General features: G+C 31.8%; 23 protein-coding genes. 21 read left to right on the forward strand and 2 right to left on the reverse strand.

Translation table 11 applies throughout. The annotated features are described in order from the left end of the window. Nucleotides 1–126 precede the first annotated feature (126 nt). The 4 genes from JM79_RS10495 to JM79_RS10510 all read left to right on the forward strand — a co-directional run bounded on the left by JM79_RS10495 (nucleotide 127) and on the right by JM79_RS10510 (nucleotide 4,257). Complete coding sequence (locus JM79_RS10495) at nucleotides 127–795, forward strand: hypothetical protein (RefSeq protein ID WP_260443418.1); 669 nt, start codon at nucleotides 127–129, stop codon at nucleotides 793–795. Between the two features lie 164 nt (nucleotides 796–959). After that, complete coding sequence (locus JM79_RS10500) at nucleotides 960–1,724, forward strand: hypothetical protein (protein ID WP_141878106.1); 765 nt, start codon at nucleotides 960–962, stop codon at nucleotides 1,722–1,724. A gap of 262 nt (nucleotides 1,725–1,986) precedes the next feature. Then, the gene (locus tag JM79_RS10505; protein ID WP_141878107.1) at nucleotides 1,987–2,511 is read left to right on the forward strand and encodes a hypothetical protein; all 525 of its coding nucleotides are present in this window, start codon (nucleotides 1,987–1,989) and stop codon (nucleotides 2,509–2,511) included. Nucleotides 2,512–3,279: 768 nt separating this feature from the next. Continuing rightward, the gene (locus JM79_RS10510) at nucleotides 3,280–4,257 is read left to right on the forward strand and encodes a hypothetical protein (protein WP_141878108.1); all 978 of its coding nucleotides are present in this window, start codon (nucleotides 3,280–3,282) and stop codon (nucleotides 4,255–4,257) included. A gap of 166 nt (nucleotides 4,258–4,423) precedes the next feature. Here JM79_RS10510 and JM79_RS10515 read toward each other — a convergent pair whose 3' ends face one another. Continuing rightward, entirely contained in the window at nucleotides 4,424–5,410 is a 987-nt protein-coding gene (locus JM79_RS10515; protein ID WP_141878058.1) for an IS110 family transposase, read from the reverse strand. A 236-nt stretch (nucleotides 5,411–5,646) separates the two neighbouring features. Here JM79_RS10515 and JM79_RS10520 point away from each other — a divergent pair, with 236 nt between their 5' ends. The 3 genes from JM79_RS10520 (at nucleotide 5,647) to JM79_RS10530 (ending at nucleotide 7,975) form a co-directional block, all read left to right on the forward strand. Further along, nucleotides 5,647–6,228, forward strand: a complete 582-nt coding sequence (locus JM79_RS10520; protein ID WP_141878109.1) for a hypothetical protein — start codon at nucleotides 5,647–5,649, stop codon at nucleotides 6,226–6,228. A gap of 150 nt (nucleotides 6,229–6,378) precedes the next feature. Beyond that, nucleotides 6,379–7,386 (forward strand): hypothetical protein, encoded by a 1,008-nt coding sequence (locus JM79_RS10525; protein ID WP_141878110.1) that lies wholly within the window; start codon nucleotides 6,379–6,381, stop codon nucleotides 7,384–7,386. Nucleotides 7,387–7,588: 202 nt separating this feature from the next. Continuing rightward, the gene (locus JM79_RS10530) at nucleotides 7,589–7,975 is read left to right on the forward strand and encodes a hypothetical protein (RefSeq protein WP_141878111.1); all 387 of its coding nucleotides are present in this window, start codon (nucleotides 7,589–7,591) and stop codon (nucleotides 7,973–7,975) included. Nucleotides 7,976–8,135: 160 nt separating this feature from the next. Here the strand turns inward: JM79_RS10530 and JM79_RS10535 are convergent, their stop codons facing one another. Next, nucleotides 8,136–9,122 carry an IS110 family transposase gene (locus JM79_RS10535; RefSeq protein ID WP_141878058.1) on the reverse strand — a complete coding sequence of 329 codons (987 nt, stop codon included), beginning with the start codon at nucleotides 9,120–9,122 and terminating at the stop codon, nucleotides 8,136–8,138. Between the two features lie 230 nt (nucleotides 9,123–9,352). On the opposite strand from JM79_RS10535, the gene JM79_RS10540 reads away from it, so the two are divergent. From JM79_RS10540 to JM79_RS10605, 14 genes are all read left to right on the forward strand, one after another. Beyond that, nucleotides 9,353–9,850 (forward strand): hypothetical protein, encoded by a 498-nt coding sequence (locus tag JM79_RS10540; RefSeq protein ID WP_141878112.1) that lies wholly within the window; start codon nucleotides 9,353–9,355, stop codon nucleotides 9,848–9,850. Between the two features lie 152 nt (nucleotides 9,851–10,002). Continuing rightward, on the forward strand, nucleotides 10,003–10,953 hold the full coding sequence (locus JM79_RS10545) for a hypothetical protein (RefSeq protein ID WP_141878113.1): 951 nt from the start codon (nucleotides 10,003–10,005) through the stop codon (nucleotides 10,951–10,953). 269 nt (nucleotides 10,954–11,222) lie between these two features. Beyond that, complete coding sequence (locus tag JM79_RS10550; RefSeq protein ID WP_141878114.1) at nucleotides 11,223–11,639, forward strand: hypothetical protein; 417 nt, start codon at nucleotides 11,223–11,225, stop codon at nucleotides 11,637–11,639. A gap of 187 nt (nucleotides 11,640–11,826) precedes the next feature. After that, nucleotides 11,827–12,333 (forward strand): hypothetical protein, encoded by a 507-nt coding sequence (locus tag JM79_RS10555; RefSeq protein ID WP_185739485.1) that lies wholly within the window; start codon nucleotides 11,827–11,829, stop codon nucleotides 12,331–12,333. 220 nt (nucleotides 12,334–12,553) lie between these two features. Further along, on the forward strand, nucleotides 12,554–12,850 hold the full coding sequence (locus tag JM79_RS10560) for a type II toxin-antitoxin system HigB family toxin (RefSeq protein ID WP_141878116.1): 297 nt from the start codon (nucleotides 12,554–12,556) through the stop codon (nucleotides 12,848–12,850). A gap of 11 nt (nucleotides 12,851–12,861) precedes the next feature. Continuing rightward, nucleotides 12,862–13,230: a transcriptional regulator gene (locus JM79_RS10565; RefSeq protein ID WP_141878117.1), complete on the forward strand. Its 369-nt coding sequence runs from the start codon at nucleotides 12,862–12,864 to the stop codon at nucleotides 13,228–13,230. Nucleotides 13,231–13,414: 184 nt separating this feature from the next. Further along, nucleotides 13,415–14,332, forward strand: a complete 918-nt coding sequence (locus JM79_RS10570; protein ID WP_141878118.1) for a hypothetical protein — start codon at nucleotides 13,415–13,417, stop codon at nucleotides 14,330–14,332. Between the two features lie 263 nt (nucleotides 14,333–14,595). Then, nucleotides 14,596–15,264, forward strand: coding sequence for a hypothetical protein (locus JM79_RS10575; RefSeq protein ID WP_185739486.1), 669 nt, complete (start codon nucleotides 14,596–14,598; stop codon nucleotides 15,262–15,264). Nucleotides 15,265–15,533: 269 nt separating this feature from the next. Beyond that, nucleotides 15,534–15,941, forward strand: a complete 408-nt coding sequence (locus JM79_RS10580; protein ID WP_141878119.1) for a hypothetical protein — start codon at nucleotides 15,534–15,536, stop codon at nucleotides 15,939–15,941. Nucleotides 15,942–16,091: 150 nt separating this feature from the next. Continuing rightward, complete coding sequence (locus JM79_RS10585) at nucleotides 16,092–17,243, forward strand: DUF3800 domain-containing protein (RefSeq protein WP_141878120.1); 1,152 nt, start codon at nucleotides 16,092–16,094, stop codon at nucleotides 17,241–17,243. A gap of 278 nt (nucleotides 17,244–17,521) precedes the next feature. After that, nucleotides 17,522–18,031, forward strand: a complete 510-nt coding sequence (locus JM79_RS10590) for a hypothetical protein (RefSeq protein ID WP_141878121.1) — start codon at nucleotides 17,522–17,524, stop codon at nucleotides 18,029–18,031. A 59-nt stretch (nucleotides 18,032–18,090) separates the two neighbouring features. After that, nucleotides 18,091–18,540, forward strand: coding sequence for a hypothetical protein (locus JM79_RS10595; protein ID WP_141878122.1), 450 nt, complete (start codon nucleotides 18,091–18,093; stop codon nucleotides 18,538–18,540). Nucleotides 18,541–18,751: 211 nt separating this feature from the next. Next, entirely contained in the window at nucleotides 18,752–19,141 is a 390-nt protein-coding gene (locus tag JM79_RS10600; protein ID WP_141878123.1) for a hypothetical protein, read from the forward strand. A 494-nt stretch (nucleotides 19,142–19,635) separates the two neighbouring features. Beyond that, nucleotides 19,636–21,198 carry an RNA-directed DNA polymerase gene (locus JM79_RS10605; RefSeq protein WP_141878124.1) on the forward strand — a complete coding sequence of 521 codons (1,563 nt, stop codon included), beginning with the start codon at nucleotides 19,636–19,638 and terminating at the stop codon, nucleotides 21,196–21,198. Nucleotides 21,199–21,329: the final 131 nt, after the last annotated feature.

Raw genomic sequence — 21,329 nt, forward strand, 5'->3', positions numbered from 1 at the left:
TTAGTAAGAAAATAATTAACTTGACAAACAAACTAATACTAAGCCGACAAATCCGCGTCCCTTACTCCGCCAACTGGCGATAACCGAGACCGTTGTGAGCAATTTGTGAAAATACGAATAACAAAAATGAACCAAAATTTCAATTTTTTAATTTTACTAAGTTTTCTTTTCTATAACAGCATTGGAAATGCTCGGACCGAATCAACAACTGGATTTATTCTTAATGGATATTTATTGTTTAAAGAGTATAGTGCAGATGTTAATGAGGATGGATTAGAGGATTGTATTTTGATTATAAAGAATTCAAAAGAGGGAAATATAATTGAAAATAGATTTGGAGATGTAGTTGACCGTAATAGAAGAGGAATAATTGTGCTATTAGGCACTGAAAATGGTTATGAATCAATTCTAAAGAATTTAGATTGCTTCTCCTCTGAAAATGAAGATGGCGGCGTTTATTATCCTCCAGAACTTTCAATTGATCTTCATAACAACATTTTAAAAATTCATTACGGACATGGCCGATATGGTAATTGGGAGTATGTTTTTAGATACGATAAATCAGACTTTAAATTGATTGGTTATGAATCAAGTGAAAATCGTGGACCGATTGTGAATTACAAAACAAGTATTAATTTTCTAACAAAGAAAAAACAAGTTTTAGAAAATGAAAATATGAATTCCCAAGATAAAGAGGAAGTTTTCAAAGAAACTTGGGAGAAAATTAAAATTGAAAACTTGATAAAGTTATCTGAAATACAAGATTTCGATGAAATTGATATGAATAAATATTAGTGTAACAAACAGCTCACAACATCGGTTCATCGCAAATAACGGGTATTGTGGAAAAATTATAATTTTAGAAACCAGGAATGAAAATAGTTAATCCGACAAGTCCGCGTCCATACTCCCGCAACTTGCGATAACCGTGACCGTTGTGTGCAAGCTTAATTGAAAATATGGCTAAAAAGAAATGTATTTTCTGTACAAAAATCAGCAAGAGATCAAAAGAGCACATATGGCCAAAATGGCTACAAAAACATTTAACTGGAGATACAAAATCTTATCATAGAGGAACTCACATTTCCTTTTCTACTGTTAGCGTTATAAGTGATAGAACTCAAACAGGAGAATCATTAGTTTTTGGAAGTATTTGTGAAGACTGCAATAATGGATGGATGTCAAATTTAGAAGTTGAGTTCAAGAAAATTTTCCTTCAAATAGAATCAGATTATAATTATTTACATCAACTCAATAAAATTGATCGTCAGACTATTTCAATTTGGGGTTTAAAAACTGCAATGATGATTAATGCTGGAACTAATTATAGACAAATCATTCCTATTGATCATTTTGAACATCTCTATAAGCATAGAACTCCGCCAAGAAATACAAAAGTTGATATAGGTATAATTAACACAGAAGACAAGCTTAAATGGGAACAGTCGAATTTCCAAATGGAAGTTTGTATTAATACAAAATACGAAGATTTAGATCCTTATGAATCCACAAGAGATTCTTATATCGTAACACTTCAACTTAAAAACATGGGAATAAAAATTTCTCATTATCGGGATTGTAAAGAAAAAAACTATAATATTCCAGAAAGTAGAGACAAGAAGAGTATCAGAATTTGGCCATATAGAAAAAACTCTTTGTTTAAGACTAGTAATTATTACGAAGATATTGCTAGTATGCACTCGGATACAGTAATTGAGAAATAAGCCAGCACACAACAACGCATATTCGCAATTGCGGTTATTGAGTTAAAAGAAAGTCTAATAGAAACCAGGAACTAAAATAATAAATCGGACAAATCCGTATCTTCACTACCGCAACTGACGAATATACGAGACCGTTATACACAAGTGCTCCGCCACTGTAAAATTCACTAAGAACTTAATTTTTTAATATTTAAATTTAGAAATCAAAAAAGTATAGTTACTCAATTTGAAATAGACTATAGATTATCAGAACCGAGTGAAAATGCATTATAGAGTAAAAATATATCGGACTATTTTTGGTGAAGTTGAGGAAATAACTCTCCCGGATTCCACTTATGGAGAATGGATGCTTTATGAAAATAATGAAGTGATATTCCATGTGAATCTTTCTAATTATAAATCAAAAAGTGATTGTTTAATAAATATTCTAATAAGTATAAATGAATTGAATCTAGAGGATATTATAGCTGACATAAATGAACGATTCCAAATCAAATTAAGACTATTCTCAAAACCTCGATTTAGTATCAAAATAAATTCAAAATCTAAGGATCTTGATGTGGGTTCTTTACCATTTGAATGGATTGAAAAGTACACAGAATTGATAAAACCACCCTGGGAAAAATATCCCAATATCAGTCCTGATAAAACATTTTGGATAAATGGAAAAGGGGCATTAACGGAATCTACGTTTAAAAAATACTACAATTCACTTGACCAAAATGAGAAAAATAATTTTCAACTCAAGTTCAAACCTACACTTGAATGGTTGAGTTTTTATGAATAGACAATATATCTAAAGACGAAAATTGACGATCTGAATTTGTTTCTTTAAATGACAAATTTTCGCTTATTTCTTAAGCGTGTCGCACCAGTGTATAACAACGGTTAATCGCCAATAAGCGGCAGCGTTAAAAAGAAAATAATTAACTTGACCAACAAACCAATACTAAGCCGACAAATCCGCGTCCCCTATTCCGCCAACTGGCGATAACCGAGACCGTTATATGCTATTGCTCCGCACAATTTTAGCTACTAAGAACAATAATTCTTCTAATCCGACAAGTATGTGCATGTAAGCCTTCATCTGACAAATCCGAAGTAAGAATTTTTAGTAAATCGATAACTTACAAAATTCAGATCATAAATGAAGTTTTACATTTATCGTTCAATAGAAATTTCAGGGGAAAGAACGCTGACATTTGATTGAATATTTACACTAAAGAATTTTCAATTGAAACTGGAAAAATTTTAAAGTGCGGCAAACTGGAGTTTCAAACGGATCGCTAAAACAACGACGGACGCTCACTCGTGCGCAATGATTTCAGTTAAGAAGATGATTAAAGATTCAAATTTTTGATATTCCTGACAGCGGCAAATCTCCCGTTCTTACTCGGACGTATCGCAACAGCATATAACAACGAATATTCGCAATTGTGGCCATTTGAAATAAAATAGTATTTTTAGAATCCAACTAACAAAAACCTAAGCCGACAAATCCGAATACGTACAACCACAACTGACGATTATTCGAAACCGTTGTAGCGCATTTTATATGAAAAACACAATAATAATTTTTGCAATTCTATTTTACCCAATCATTTGTGTATCACAGATTGACACTTCTAATGTTTCATTTGTTGCTTATTGGTCGATTGGCGACAGTTATGATTTCCAAATTACAAAGGTTAAAAAAGATTGGAGAAATGGCAAGCTAACGAAAATAGATTCATTAAACCAAGTAGTCAATTTTAAGGTAATAGATTCTACAGAGAGTAGCTATCAAATACAATGGACAGTCAAAAATAGTTCTGTTAATGATTTGATAACCAATTTAAGAGAGAACTATAATAAAGATGGTTCTTTAGATTCAATATTTCAAAAATATAATCTCAATTCTGTTATATACTCAACCGATAAATTAGGGATTTTCAACCGAATTGAAAACTCAAAAGGAATTGAAATATTAGCTAAGACTGTGATTGATCAAATAGAAAAAAAATATACATTAGAAAATCCAAAAGATTCTATTAGATTACAAAATGCTATTAAACCAATAAAGGATATATACACTTCTACGGAAGGAATAGAATCATTACTTGTATCGGAAATCCAATTTTTCCATTCTCCTTTAGGTTACGAATACGATATATCAGAACCTTTAGAGTATGAACAAGAATACCCAAATTTACTTGGTGGTAAACCAATTATGGCGGATGCAGTAATGACGTTTAATTATGTTGATTTAGAAAATGGTTATATAGAATTTCAAGAAGAAATTTCACTCAATCCAGAAATGGTAAAAAATATTACAGTCCAATATTTAAAAGCGATGGGAGCTCCTCAGGATAAACTAGAGTCAATATCTAATGAAGCCAAAGTTAACACATTTGATTCCAGTGAATATCAATATTATTTTAATCCTGGTGTTCCTCATAAGATTAATACAATTAGAACATCTATTGTTAACCTACCAAATGAGAAAATTAAGAGTGAAAAACGGACAACTATAGAATTGATTTACGAGGAATAAAACGCGCAACAACAACGGTTAATCGCCAATAGACGGCAGCTTTAGTAAGAAAATAATTAACTTGACAAACAAATCAGTACTAAGCCGACAAATCCGCGTCCCTTACTCGGCCAACTGGCGATAACCGTATTCCAAGGTTAAATCCAAGCCTTTTGTGCTAATTTTTTCAGGCTGCAAATCTTTGTAATTCCACATAAGGCGTTCCTCTCTTCACCACTGCAAACACTCTGGATAACAGTTTATTGCGGACATTGTTTAGCGCAATCATCTTTAACTTACCTTCCTCCCGCTTTTTCTTATAATATTGCCGTAATTCACTGTCATATTGAATGGCTGTACAGGCCGCCATGCTAAGCAGGCTCTTCATTTGCCGATCTCCCATCGGGTGGCATTTTCGCTTTTTGTGAATACTGCTTCCCGAACTATGACCAAAGGGAGCCGTCCCACAATAACTGGAGAATTGGCGCCAGCTATTAAAGCGTTCAAAATTATTGGTGTGATAAAGCAACTGGGCGCCTACAACTAAACCAACACCTTTTAAAGAAGTGATCAACTTATAATTTTGCGATAATGCCTCAGAAGTCTTTATCAGTGATTTTAGTTGCTTCTCTATTTTATTTATTTGAGAAGTCAGGTGAGTAATAGAGCTTACAAGCGTTTTACAACAGGTATCTGTAGAACTGCTGCTGAGCAACTTTTTCAGCTCTGAAAGGGTATTCTTCAATCCCGTACGACTACGAACCAGCTGATCACGCAAAGCCAGCAACCTGCCTACTTCTAATAGTTCATTATCTTTCAGCTCACTCGGTGAAAGTTCCTCACGGTGAAGCCAGCCATACCTGGCGATCATCATGGCATCTACCACGTCATTCTTCTCTCTGATCACTCCGGAAGAACGTTTGATTACTACAGGATTTTCCTGTACATATACCTGCTTCTTTGAAGATAAATACAACGCTAACTTCAAGGAATAATGACCGGTATTCTCAAAACAGAAAAACACTTTTTGTTCCTTACCGTTAGCCCATTGCAACAAGGCTTTATAACCCTTCACATCATTACTGAACTCCCGATGGGAACTACGATTGTAAGCATAGGCATCTAACTTGTTTTTTGAAACATCAATTCCGATTACTTCTTGGTAATTTTTCATATTTTTAAAAAATTATTATTTGAAGGGCGCATTAACTAACTCCTTTAACGGGTCCATAATAAGACCTGGTATTCCAAATGGTTCTTGCTGCCCGTATGAAGAATGGAGGACTCTTACGGCTATTGGATCTGTAATCTCGAGACCGTTTTAGTTCTCCTCCTTCTTCATCTCAAAGGTATATTTATTAATAAGCGAAGTAAAGGAGACCGTTGTATTGCATTTTTAATTAAAATAATATGATAAAACAAATACTTTCATTTCTACCTTTTCTGATACTTTTTACAAATAATCAAGTTCCTGAATACTTTTCAATTGAGGACCCCTTGGAATTTAATAGTAAAAGCTATGAACTTAAATGGTCTGACAAACCAAACGAGAATTACTATATACAAGAATACTTTTTAGCTAGTGAAGTACCAGAGGATTTTAAAGAAATGCTGACTATTCATCTTTTCGATACAGATCTTCAAATAAATGAAGCAGTTGATATTAAAATAAAGGAATTAATTGAGCGCAAGAAAAATGATCCTGTAGTACAATATCAATTGATAGAAAGCCCTGATGGAAAAGAGGCTATTGTTGACTTTATATTAAGCGAAAGTAAAGAAGGTAAAATGACAATTGTTGAATTTAATATATATCATTATCGGGCAATTAAAATTGAAAACAAAGAATATGTAACTGTGACAGCTTATACAGAACGAGCATACGCTGAAAATATAACTCCATTTTTAAAAGATTTAGGAGCAAATAGAAGTGAATTATTGAATGAAATGATTTCGTTCGAGAAGCCGTCAATTGAACTAAAAGAGAAGTAAAAAACGCAACACAACATCGGTTCATCGCAAATAACGGGTATTGTAGAAAAAGAGTGATTTTAGAAACCAGGAAAGAAAATAACTAAGCCGACAAGTCCGCGTCCCTACTCCCGCAACTTGCGATAACCGTAACCGTTGTGCATAATTTTGATGGAAATACAGAGAAGAATAGATAATCCGAAAAAAATTGATCAAAAATTGATTGAAAGTCACCTAAAAGAAGGTGATCACGTATTTATTCAATTTTCTGATGAAATTTATTCTAAGAAAATACTTTCCAAACTCAATAAATTATGTTCAAAATATGATAAAAATTTTAGTATTAGGTTTTATGGTCATTATTCCAAAATCTTTGATTGTGATATAGTAAAAAATATACCTAACGTAAAATCGCTATATATTGATTGTATAATAAAAGGCAAAAATCTTAATCAAGTTTCAAATCTAAAAAATCTTGAAAGATTGAGTTTGGGTATTTACGAACTTGAAGAAACTGAGATACTGGATTCCAAAAATTTTAAAAATTTAACTGATTTAATTATTGGAGATACTAAGACAAAAGTCTTAAATCTTGAGTATTTAATAGAATATGAGAAGCTTAAGTTTTTAATTATTTCTGGTCATACTAAAAATATTGAAAAAGTAAAATATTTAAATAATCTAACCTATTTAAGCTTAAATTCTATTTCTAAGGTTAAGTTAGATTTCATTAATTCTTTAATCAACTTAAAAACCTTAAAAATCATATTAGGTGGACGAGAAAATTTGGAAGAAATAGAAGAAAATAATATAGAGGAATTAGAAATAATAAGAGTAAGAGGATTTAATAGTTTTGAAAATGTTTCAAAATTTAAAAAACTTAAAAGCTTACTGATTGAAGACCAGATTAAATTAAAGGAACTTCATTTCCATACATCATTAGAATATTTAAAAAACTTCAAATTGATCAATTGTAAATCCTTTACAAAATTATCAGGTCTAATAAATCTAAAATCGCTTGAGCAATTAAGAATATATAAAACCAATGTAAATTTCGATAATTTTATAATGCAACCACTTCCCGAATCTTTAAATGTTCTAGCTTTTTACACTTCAAAAGCTAAAATCGATAAGGAAATAAAAAATAGGTTACAAAATTTAAATTACAAGGAGCATTAACAAAACTATGCACAACATCGGTTCATCGCAAATAACGGGTTTTATCGAAAAAGTGTAATATTAGAAACCAGGAAAGAAAATATTTAATCCGACAAGTCCGCATCCCTACTCCCGCAACTTGCGATAACCGTAACCGTTGGCTTTAATTATGATGAAAATTCAATTCATATTAATAATCGGACTTTTCTTTTGCAGTTGTAAAATGGAAAAGAAAGATAATGTAGACAATGAAGAATTAAAGGCGGACAAAAAAGAAGCGGAAATAATCGAGGTTAGAAAAGATTTAAAATTCAGCCTCAATAATTCGACTAATTTTGATTTAAAGAATGTTACAATCGGATTACCTGATACCGTTCTTACTTATGAAGTAGTCAAAAAACAATCTCAAACGGTTTGGGTAAATGTTCCATCGGCATATCACTATGGTTTTGTTCGATTTTTTGATTGGAAGGACAGGAAATATTATATACAGCCTATTGATTATGTGGGTGAAACGTCTTATAAAAAAGGAGAAATGAAGTTTGTTATAAAATCTATCGATACTTTAAACCAAAACTTTGAACTCGACTTTGATTATCGACATAACTAAAGCCAACAACGGTTAATCGCCAATAGCCGGCACAGTTAGAAAGAAAATAATTAACTTGATCAACAAACCAATACTAAGCCGACAAATCCGCGTCCCTTACTCCGCCAACTGGCGATAACCGTATTCCAAGGTTAAATCCAAGCCTTTTGTGCTAATTTTTTCAGGCTGCAAATCTTTGTAATTCCACATAAGGCGTTCCTCTCTTCACCACTGCAAACACTCTGGATAACAGTTTATTGCGGACATTGTTTAGCGCAATCATCTTTAACTTACCTTCCTCCCGCTTTTTCTTATAATATTGCCGTAATTCACTGTCATATTGAATGGCTGTACAGGCCGCCATGCTAAGCAGGCTCTTCATTTGCCGATCTCCCATCGGGTGGCATTTTCGCTTTTTGTGAATACTGCTTCCCGAACTATGACCAAAGGGAGCCGTCCCACAATAACTGGAGAATTGGCGCCAGCTATTAAAGCGTTCAAAATTATTGGTGTGATAAAGCAACTGGGCGCCTACAACTAAACCAACACCTTTTAAAGAAGTGATCAACTTATAATTTTGCGATAATGCCTCAGAAGTCTTTATCAGTGATTTTAGTTGCTTCTCTATTTTATTTATTTGAGAAGTCAGGTGAGTAATAGAGCTTACAAGCGTTTTACAACAGGTATCTGTAGAACTGCTGCTGAGCAACTTTTTCAGCTCTGAAAGGGTATTCTTCAATCCCGTACGACTACGAACCAGCTGATCACGCAAAGCCAGCAACCTGCCTACTTCTAATAGTTCATTATCTTTCAGCTCACTCGGTGAAAGTTCCTCACGGTGAAGCCAGCCATACCTGGCGATCATCATGGCATCTACCACGTCATTCTTCTCTCTGATCACTCCGGAAGAACGTTTGATTACTACAGGATTTTCCTGTACATATACCTGCTTCTTTGAAGATAAATACAACGCTAACTTCAAGGAATAATGACCGGTATTCTCAAAACAGAAAAACACTTTTTGTTCCTTACCGTTAGCCCATTGCAACAAGGCTTTATAACCCTTCACATCATTACTGAACTCCCGATGGGAACTACGATTGTAAGCATAGGCATCTAACTTGTTTTTTGAAACATCAATTCCGATTACTTCTTGGTAATTTTTCATATTTTTAAAAAATTATTATTTGAAGGGCGCATTAACTAACTCCTTTAACGGGTCCATAATAAGACCTGGTATTCCAAATGGTTCTTGCTGCCCGTATGAAGAATGGAGGACTCTTACGGCTATTGGATCTGTAATCTCGAGACCGTTTTAGTTCTCCTCCTTCTTCATCTCAAAGGTATATTTATTAATAAGCGAAGTAAAGGAGACCGTTGCCCACAAGTTTTCACATAATGAGAATAACATATTTTATAGGACTTCTATTCTTACCCTTCCTAATATCTGGACAAAACCTTAAACCAAAATTAAAAGAGGAAGTAAATAAAATTGACTCGATAGTTTCCTTAACCAACAGGACAGAAAAAAATTACTCAGAAGGAATTGCGGAAGGACCTATTATTTATAAAAGTTTACTTATGAAAAATGGAGGTTGGGAAGCCTATTATTTATATGAAAAACAAAATGATAATCCTCCTATCCGAATTTTATACAATGAAGCTGGTTACAAAAGATATCAAAAATTTGAGTTTTATTATCAAAACAGAGAACTGATTTTTGCCAAACTAAAAGTAGATTTTTATCGTGGTAAAAGAAAAAACAAACCAATTGAAAAAGAATATTATTACCAAAACTCAAAATTGCTTTTAGAAACAAATTCTGAACTAAAGGGCTATGGAGAAGAATATATCAAACTGACTGAAAAATCAATTCGACAAATGATATTTCAATAAAAAACCAGTGGGCAACAACGGTTAATCGCCAATAAGCGGCAGCGTTAGAAAGAAAATAATTAACTTGACCAATGTACCAATACTAAGCCGACAAATCCGCGTCCCTTACTCCGCCAACTGGCGATAACCGAGACCGTTATGCCAAATAATCATTGAGAGAAACTCTATTAAATAAAGACACTTTCGAAAATCATTTTAGAGATTATCTTGATGAGATGAAAATACCTTATAAAGAGATTTATCAAAATGAAATAGAATTACCATTTCATATTCCAGTTCAAGATGGTTATAATACATTTCAGCCTTTTGAAGATTTAAATTTTTCTTCAATGCTATATTTTTCATCGAGAAAAAAAGTTTATTCCGTCAGAGTTTACGATGGAGTTGAAGATGTAGATACTAAGGTAACCGTAGTAAATTTATGTTTGTTTTCTGAAAAATTTGATTTCACAGAAATAGAGAGCGAAGACAATCCAAAAAAAACTTTTGTCCCTGAACTGCAATTTTACTTTTCAAAATCATTAGAACACCTCAATTCTATTATAACAGCCTATGCTATTCATTTTCAAGATAAAGATGTGTATAATTTAACCCGATTTGATCTAAATGAAATACAAAGTTTCGAACATATAAGAACTAGAGACTGGAAAGTTAAAAATTGGATATTATCTAATCCTAATAATATCAATATTAATAAAGAAACTTTATCAAAACGGCAACTGGGAAACTTAGTTAGATTTCATGATTACCTAGTAACAAATGACTATATATTTTATATTCCAGAGAAGTATATTTTAAATGCACATTTTAAACTAAAGTCAGGTTTATTCTCTGAATCGATAATATTTTCTCAAATAGCTATAGAGGTAAAAATTAAAAAGCTGTATCGTTATTTCTTAGAAAAAGGACAAATAGCAATTGGCGAAATAGATGATTTAATTGAAAAAACAGCTTTTAAAACACTTATAAAAACTGAAATACCTACTAGATTAGGAGGCAATTGGGATTTGACATTAGAATACTCGGAGGTAACAAATTGGTACAATAGAACCTATAAGATAAGAAACAGAATAGTTCATTCCGGTTTTGAACCAGGTGAGTAGGAAGCTTCAAATGCTATAGAAGCTAGTAGGGAGTTATTGATGTATATCTCAAATCTGATAAGAAAAAAGAAGAAAAGGTATCCGGAATTATTTAATCAAATTGAGATTAGAATTTAATTACTTGGCATAACATCGGTTCATCGCAAATAACGGGTATTGCAGAAAAAGTGTAATTTTAGAAACCAGGAAAGAAAATGGTTAATCCGACAATTCCGCGTCCCTACTCCCGCAACTTGCGATAACCGTAACCGTTGTAGCCAATTTTATTTATGAAAAATCCGTTTTCAATAAGATTTAATATAATATCTGAAGTACGACACGGGTCTCCTTACAACATCGCCCATTTAATAATTGATGAAGATTTTCCGTTTCAAATAAAAAGTAAAGAATCGTGGCAGGATAAGTACTGTTATTCTATAAATAAAAATGGATTAGTTCTAATAAAATGGGAGATTGTTGCAAATAACCCAGCCTTTAAAATTTATACTTTTGATTTAAAAAATAAAGAATTAGATATCTCAAATTGCATAAATGGTTGCTGCCATAAAATAAAATTAAGAAATGATTTGACTTCAAATTATGAAGTTTACACATTATTAAATGAAAAGGAATTTGGCATCAAAATAGGAGAAAATAAAACAGGCAACAACAACGATTCATCGCAAATAGCCGGTACCGTTAGTTAGAAAATAATTAAATTCACCAACAAATCAGGTCTAAGCCGACAACGCCGCGTTCCCTACTCCGCCAACTTGCGATAATCGAGACCGTTATATGCTATATTTTATGAGAGATTCGAACTTACTATTTCTTTTATTTTTTCTTCCCATTATTAATTCGTTCGCCCAAAACGAATCTAATTTTGATCATTTTGTGATGTCGGAAATTGGAAAAATTAATAACGATAAAACCTTAGATTCTGTTGCTGTAACTCAAGATACCATCAACGAAAAAAGACCATATAGACTGGAAATATTTTTCGGGGAGGATGATAAGAATAAGAAGCTGGTTCTAATGACCGAAAAAGCTATTCTTCCTGATTTTCCTAGTGGCAGGAATGTATCAGATGGAGAGGAATTTTGGGAAATCGAAATTATTGATAGGAATCTCTGGATTAAACACGAACTATTACGTGGACATTTTGAACATAATTTCCAGTATAGGGATGGAAAATTTAAATTAATGGAATATAATTCTGTAGCATCAGATGGACGAGGTAAGATCTTTTATCAAAATCTCGATTTCCTAACTGGAATCCGCAGAACTCAAACTGACAGTTATGAGCAAGATAAAGTTTTAAAGAAGGAAGAAGAATTCATCAAAATCGAAGGAAAACCCGATTTGTCAAATTTTGAACCCAAATCAAATAGATTCTATTAAAAACACAGCATATAACAACGGTTAATCGCCAATAGACGGTAGCGTTAGGAAGATAACAATTATCTTGACCAACAAACCAATACTAAGCCGACAAACCCGCGTCCCTTACTCCGCCAACTGGCGATAACCGCAACCGTTCTATGCTATTTTCTCAGAAAGATTTCTACTAAAAAGTTCTACTTATGAGAACTTTAATTATCTTTGTTTTAGATTTTATCAAATGAAGAGAATAATTGCAAAAAGTACATTACGAGAATTCTGGAAAAAACATTCTGATTCAGAACAGTATTTAAAAACTTGGTACGAAACAGCAAAAAGTTCAAATTGGGCTTCTCCAAGTGATATCAAGAAAACGTATGTAAATGCTAGCATTTTAAAAAATAGTAGAGTTGTTTTCAACATTAAAGGAAACTCATACCGATTAGTAGTTAAGTTTAACTATGATAGACAATGGGCTTTTATTCGGTTTGTCGGAACACACACTGATTATGATAAAATAGATGCGAACACAATTTAAAAATTAGAGCTATGAAAATTAAACCTATTAAAAGCGATAAAGACTACGATAAGGCTTTAGAAAGACTAGAAGTGATATTTGACGCTCCAATTAATTCTAAAGAGGGCGACGAGGCGGAAATTCTTTCTATGATGATTGATAATTATGAAAATGAGCATTATCCAATTGAGGCTCCAGATCCGATTGAGGCTATAAAAATTAGAATGGAAGAAATGAATCTTAAACAGAAGGATTTAGTTGGTGTCATCGGAGGAAAAAGTAGAGTTTCAGAAATTTTAAATAAAAAGAAAAGATTAACGGTAGATATGATTAGAGAACTTGAGAGAATTCTACATATTTCTGCATCTGTATTAGTAACTAATTACCAATTGTCGAAGTGAAAAAACAGCATAGAACAACGGTTAATCGCCAATAAGCGGCAAGGTTAGAAAGAATGTAATTATCTTGACCAACAAACCAATACTAAGCCGATAAATCCACGTCCCTCACTCCGCCAACTGGCGATAACCGAAACCGTTGTAAAAAATAACAACATAGAAATCTTTACAATTAAAAAAGTTTATAATGAATAAATTATTACAGATTATTTTAATAAGTGCAATACTTTTAATCACTACAAATTGTAAAAATGGAAGTGAAGACAAAATTCTTTCAGCTGTGTCAGCAAAGGAAGAGAAAGGTTGTAATTATATTGAAGAATATTATCAAACTGTTTATCAAGCAGAAATTGCCTATCTGAGAAAGGAATATCAAAAATCTTTTGATCTTTTAAAAAAAGCTGAATCCAGGTGTGAACTTTTAAACCAACCTCCAATTTATGAGATTAAAATACTTGCGGAGCTTTATGTTAGATTGGAGAAACCAGAAGGTGCTTTTCCTTATTTATATTCACTGTTAAAAAAAGGGGACTCCTTCTCCTCCATCGAAAACAACCAATTGTTTGAGGAATTGAAAGCCACACCTAAGTGGAAAAAACTTGAAAAGGAAGCACCTGAATTAGAAAAGGAATTTCAAGCAGGTATTAATATGGAAATTAGAAAGGAAATTTTAGCAATGATCGCAGAGGATCAAAGAGTAAGGAGAGTTAGAAATGTTGAACTTTGGGAAGAAATCGATAGCGTTAATCAAAAACGTTTGAAAGAAATTTTTAACCAATATGGTTATCCAAATTCAAATATCGTTGGACATGGATATTTTCAGGAACAGCCAGATATAACAGTTCTTTTAATGCATTTTGATGATACAATCTGGTTCAAACCAAGGTTAATAGATTACATTAGAAAAGGAGAAGCACCTACAGATGTTTTGGCCGCTATGATTGATAGTAGAAAAAGGGGGACTGATGAATATACATATGGGATTTATAGTTCTGCTGACAGCACAAATATTAAGGATTTTCAAGAGTTAGATAGTAGAAGATTAAAGGTAGGTTTAAGACCATACAAAATGCAAAAAGAATATAGGAAACTAAAAGATCTATAATGATTCATTAGACTTTTAAGAGCAAATTCAATAAAATATTAGTTATACAACATGATTGGGACTAATCGGATTTGTTACTTCAAACTAATTTAATAGTGTTGTTACATTTTACAACATCGGTTCATCGCAAATAACGGGTATTCCGGAAAAAGTGTGATTTTAGAAACCAGGAAACAAAAATATCAATCCGACAAGTCCGCGTCCTTACTCCCGCAACTTGCGATAACCGTAACCGTTGGCAACAAGCTAAAACATCCAAACTTATGAAATACAATTTTAACCGAAATATAAAATTTGAATTCCAAACTTTAATTGGCTTTTTAGCCATTTTTGTTGTTCTATCATGCTTTTCTTGTAAGGAAGAATCCAACTCCTTGAAAAATACAGAAAGTGATTTAATAACGAAAATAAATGCTGTTCAGGAACAAGTGATGGCGCAAGGAAATGTGACGGCAAAAGAGGAACAGGCTTTATTAAGTTTATGCAGCATAGTATCGCAAGATGATGGTATGGCAATCTATACTTCTGACGATAGTATAATATTAAAAGATGTAGAAGTTGCGCCAGTGTATGATGGTTGTGAAGATCTCTCAGAAAAAGAAACAAAAGAATGCTTCAAGGAAAAAGTAGCGAAATTTGTAGAGAGTGAATTTAACTCAAGTTTATTGAAAGAATTAAATCTTTCAGAACCAAAGAAGGTCGAAGCCTTTTTCATAATTACTGAAAACGGAAATCTAACCGGTATGAAAGTGAGAAATACAGAATTAACGATTCAAGCTGAAATTTTGAGAGTGCTTAGAAAAATGCCAATTATGAAACCAGCTATTGACAATGGAAAAAGTGTCTCAGTGTTATGTTCTATGATAGTTCAATATAAAAATGATATCGAAATTAATTTCGTTTACATTCCTGAAAGACCAAATAACGATTAAAAGTTATAGTTCTAATTATAGAGTATAGAATTAGCCAGTTGCCAACAACGGTTAATCGCCAATAGACGGCAGCGTTAGAAAGAAAATAATTATCTTGACCAACAAACCAATACTAAGCCGACAAACCCGAGTCCCTTACTCCGCCAACTGGCGATAACCGAGACCGTTGGCAACAAACCAATGAAAACTTGAACTTAAAGAAAATATTAAAAGTTGCTTCTTAATAAACTCAGACCAGTCTAAAAAAGTCAAATAACCCGATATATAAAATGAATAAAAAATCACAACTAACCGAGCATTTAGAAAAATACTGCGAATCTTACTCTGAGATTGAGAATAACATTATAATAACAACTACAAAACCTCTCATATTTCAAGTAGATTTTTCAAATAATAAAACTGATATTTCTGCTAAACTGAAAGGCTGGAATTTTCTGACAGGTTTCTTAGAAATGAGATTTGAAAAAGTCGCAAGCTATATATCGATAATGTTGATTCTAATGATTTTGATTACTTTGTTTTCATTAGTGATGGTTGAAAATGAAATTGAAAACACCACTGTTCTAACTTCAATTACTTGTATAGTAGTGGCTGCAGTATGGACTTGCCTATTCTATATAAATTATCGAATTAAATATGAAAACATGAAAAATAGGATTGTAGATTGGACCAACTAAGGTCAGTTGCCAACATCGGTTGATCGCAAATAACGGGTTTAATCGGAAAAGCGTAATTTTAGAAACCAGGAAATAAAATAGTTAATCCGACAAGTCCGCGTCCCTACTCCCGCAACTTGCGATAACCGAGACCGTTAGGGCAAATTATCAATGAAGAATCAAATAGCCTACATAGATGAGTTCGGAAATAACGGACTCGATTTCGAAAAAGAAGGAGTTAGCACTCATTTTATAGTTACAGCTATTTTAATCGATAGTAGTAAAAAAGAGAACGTAGAAGAAAAAATTGAAACTATTCGAAAAACGAATTTCCAAACTGGAGAAATGAAATCTTCTGGTTTAGGAGATAATGATACGAGAAGGTTAAAGGTTCTCAAAGAATTAAATGACATAGATTACCATATATTTTCTGTTGTAATTGATAAAAGAGAATTAAAAGGCGAAGGCTTTAATTACAAAGGTTCATTTTATAAATTTCTTCATTCTCTAGTAGATAGAGAAATCTTTAAAGTTTTTCCTGATTTAGAAGTTGTCGCAGATGAACACGGAGGTCAGGAATTTAAAGAAGGTTTTATCAAATATATCAATCGAAAACATATTCCAAATTTATTTGAACAGGCAGAGTTTAAGTTATCTAATAGCAAATCAAGTTTAATAGTCCAATTAGCAGATATCATTACCGGGACTTTAGCAAGATGCTATGAAACTAAAAAATTAAGTGATAATATATCAAAATTCCTCGAAACCTTAAAAGACAAAATAACAGAAATTAAATTCTGGCCACCTGATTACAAACCTTACGCGTATGATCCAGGAAGAGATTTTGAAAATTTTAATCCAACAATTTCAGATCTAGGAATTAATCTAGCCAGTCAATTTTTAGATGACACCAAAGATTCAACTGATCCAGCTACAATTGACCAAAGAAGTTTTCTCAAGTATTTGATATTCCATTTCACCAACATTAATCCAGAAACATATGTTTCCACATATGAATTAATTAATCATATTGATCAATTTCGCAGCACTACAATTACTATGCATTACTTTAGAAGTAAAGTTGTCGCAAAATTGAGAGATAAAGGCATTCTAATTTCAAGTTCAAACAAAGGATATAAATTGCCAAGTTCAAGTAAAGATTTATATGAATTTGTAAATCATAGCAATTCCTACATACAGCCAATGATTGAAAGATTGATAAAGTGTAGAAATAGAATCAAATTGGCAACGAAAAACGAAATGGATATTTTAGATCACGAAGAATTTAAATATTTAAGCATTATAAAAGATAACTTGCCCTAACATCGGTTCATCGCAAATAACGGGTATTGTCGAAAAAGTGTAATTTTAGAAACCAAGAAAGAAAATGGTTAATCCGACAAGTCCTCGTCCCTACTCCCGCAACTTGCGATAACCGTAACCGTTGTAAACAAGAGCTCCACATAATTTTCGCTTCTAAAAGACCATATTCTATACTGTTTTTTAATTAAAAATTGCCAAATAATTTTATTAACAAAATGAATATTTTAAAGTTAGCATGTTAAATTTTGATTGATATTTGCCGGGGAAAATCAAAATTAATGGCAAAAACAGAACAAAAACCAATTTTTAAAAAATCAATTCTTGCCTGTTTACTTATTACAGTTTTTGGATTATATCTTACAACAAGAGGAACCAAGGACAAATCCGAATTCGAGAGTATCAAAGGAAAAATAGACTATTTCGACAAGACTTTTCAGGAGATAAATTATAGGAATAAAGGGAATCATAGATTCATACACATTGTAGATTTTCCTGTTATTTTTGACATCTTTGTGGGAAAAGAAACAGGAGATTTTAGTCCTAAATTTGAGAAATTAGATGAGCTTAAAATCGGAGATGAAATAACTGTTTACTACGCAGAGAAAACCCCATTTCAAAAGAATACTGATTCAAGATTAAATAAAACGGTACAATTTATTGATAGAAATGAGCAACCTTATTTTATCCGTGGAAATAAAGATAAATATGGAGGCTATGCAGCAATTGCATTTGGAATAATAATGTCTATAATTCTATTGATTTTAAAAAAAGTAGGAAAAATAAAATAGAAACCAATTATCTATTTAACTATTTTTTCGTGGTTCAAAATTCAATAACTTAAACTTATATGAAAATAAAATTCTTTTCTTTAATAGGGATACTTCTTTTGGTAAGCTCATGTAAAACCTATACCGTTCCAGTAGAAAGTTTTAAAAAACAAATGACAGAATCTGATTCTGGACAACTCAAAACAGTTGAAATAAACCATCCTGGTTTTTATTCACAATCCAATTCTAATCGAAACCTTAATTACGAAGCTAATAGTATAAAATCTATTGAGGTTTTCGATAAAAAAGGTAATAAAGTGAAATTGGAAAACTCCCCTAAACTAGAAATGAGAATCACAAAAAAAGATGGAAAAAAGAATATATTACTATTTGACACTGTAATCGTACAAAATGATACGCTAAAAGGCGCTAGATCAAGATTAATACAGAACCTGACTAGAGAAATAGCTTTGATCGATATAGAAAAGATTGAAATTCAAGACAGCGGAAAAGTTTATGAGTATCAGTAAAAAACAGAATATTAAAGTATTTATTTTCTAATTTAAGTTAATTTCTGTCGCTCCAGTTTACAACAACGTATATCGCAAATGGCGGGTTTGAAAGAAAAGTATTAAATTAGTTTTCATAATAAACATAATTACTAAGCCGACAAATCCGCATCCATTATTCCGCGCCACTTGTCGATATACGTACCCGTTCTACGCAATTTTTTAGAAAAATTTGAACATAAAAATTAAATACGGATTAATAGTTCTGACAATTTCAATCTTTGCTTTGATTGGTTTTATAGGATTAGGATTCTATACGATGGAAATAGAAGATCAATATGGAGATTATCAAGAGTTATTTTATAAAGTAGAATCTAATGATATAATTATAAATAAGTCAAATTTAAACTACGGCGTTATTGAAAAAAGCTGGAAAAGAATAAATATCAAACAGAGAAGTATCGACTCAACAGATTTATATCAATTTATTAAAGATGATTATTCTGTAGGGAATTTTGAAATTTATAGACCTTTAAATAGAATAGATATTTCAAATGCTAACTATTCGGATTTAGAAAATTTGATAAAAAATAATAGATTGAAATTAATCTTCAAAAGATAAAATGTCTACTCTTCAAAAGATAGCACTACCAACATTGATTCTTGCTTATTCTCTATTGGTTCTAGCTTTTATTTTCGATAGTACAAATATGAACAGTGATTATTTACTCTTCGCGGGCTGGATAATAGGAGTCACAAATGCTATCTCAAATAATCTGTTAGCCGAGAAAATTGACATAAATAAATGGCTGATAATTTTATTTATTATTAGCGGTATACTATGGATTTTCCCACCTCTATTTTTTACATATTTTGGAATACCTTGTTTATTCATATTCTTAGGAATTGGAATTTATACACATATAAAAGCTTTCAAATTAAGAGAGAAAAAAACAGCGTAGAACAACGGTTCATCGCCAATAAGCGGCAGCGTTAGAAAGAAAATAATTATCTTGACCAATAACAAAATACTAAGCCGACAAATCCGCGTCCCTTACTCCGCCAACTGGCGATAACCGGGACCGTTGTGCAGCATTTAATATTAAACTAGTTCAAATGAACGATTTAACCAAAGAAGAAGTTTTTGAAAAGTTATTAGACTACGGATTATTTCCTGAAAAAATTGATAAAATTTTTACTAGTCATACTTTCGGATCTTGGGTAAGAGAAAATGATATTAAAAAATATCAAAAAAATGAATTCTCCAACATAGTTTTCCACCTAACAAGAAATAATAATGCTCCAAGAATTTTAAATATTCCACATCCGATTGCATATCATAGATTAGCAAAAGCTATTCGAAATAATTGGATGGAAATTTCAAATAAAATAGGAGAAGTTGATGATTATTTCGATAGAAGTATGATTATTCCTAAACCGAATAATCTTAGTAAAAGATTAGTTTCAATGTTATCTTATGATCAAACAAACGATCAGAAGTTTCTAACTCTTGAAAAATCCTTTGAAGCTAAATATTTAGTACATGCTGATATTGCTAATTGCTATCCTAGTATTTATTCTCACGCAGTACCTTGGGCTTTAGTTGGGAAAAAAGAAGCTAAGGGAAATAATGATAAAAGATTATGGTATAATAAACTAGATTTTGCAATAAGAAGTACACAAAGAAACGAAACAGTTGGAATACCAATTGGCCCAGACACTTCAAGTGTATTCTCTGAACTAATATTATCACAAATAGACAAAAAACTATCTGATTACAAATATTTTAGATATATCGATGATTTTAAATGTTATTGTAAATCAAAAGAGGAGGCAGATACTTTTATTAATAAATTGAGTAAGGAATTAGAAAATTTCAATTTGCGTTTAAATCAAAAAAAGACGGAAATAATCGAACTTCCAGTACCAATAGAAGAAGATTGGATTAGACAACTAAAATCATATGCGAATACTTTCCTTGAAGAGGATGAATTAAAAAATAAGCATACAAACTACGTTAGTGAGTTTATAGACTTAGCAATACGTTTGGCCCAGAAAGATCCAAATGATTCTGCTATTAAATATGCCGTAAAAATCTTATCTAAAAAAGTATATAATGATAGAGATCTATACATACTGCTTATAATGTACTTATCCAGAGTTTGCTTTATATATCCATATTTTATTGATGTCTTTGATGAAATACTTTCAAAGAACTCTTTGCATTATGATATAATTGAGTTAATAGAAAAAGAGATTAATTCTATTTTAAAAGAACATAAAGAATATTCCCGATCCGATGTCGCATTATGGGGAATACATCTTTCGCTTAAATATGATTTTCAAATCGAAGATTTTGAAAATTATTCTAAATATTTGATTGAAGATCGAGATTGTTTACCCGTTCTACTTTGCTATGAATATTCAAAAAAAAATGATCTGAAATTAGATAAATATTTTGCTCTCGTTAAAGAACTAATAGATGAAAAGTTAGAGGAAGAATGGTGGGTATACATCTACTCTCTTTATTTTGATTATCCCAACAAACCAGCACTAAAAACAATTAGAACTAAAGATGTTTTTTTTGAAATGAGAAAAGGAGAAGTACAATTTATAAGACAAAATATAAATCAAAAATTATTTAATTCCGTTTTTGAAGAAGAGGAATTACCTTTCTAAAAAACAAAATTGCATTTATTAAACGCAGCACAACAACGGCTCATCGCAAATAACGGGTAGTTAGCCGAAAATTGCTATTTTAGAGACCAATTATTAAAACAACTAATCCGACAAATCCGCGTCCTTACTCC

This window comes from Gramella sp. Hel_I_59 (genome assembly GCF_006714895.1).
GTDB lineage: Bacteria > Bacteroidota > Bacteroidia > Flavobacteriales > Flavobacteriaceae > Christiangramia.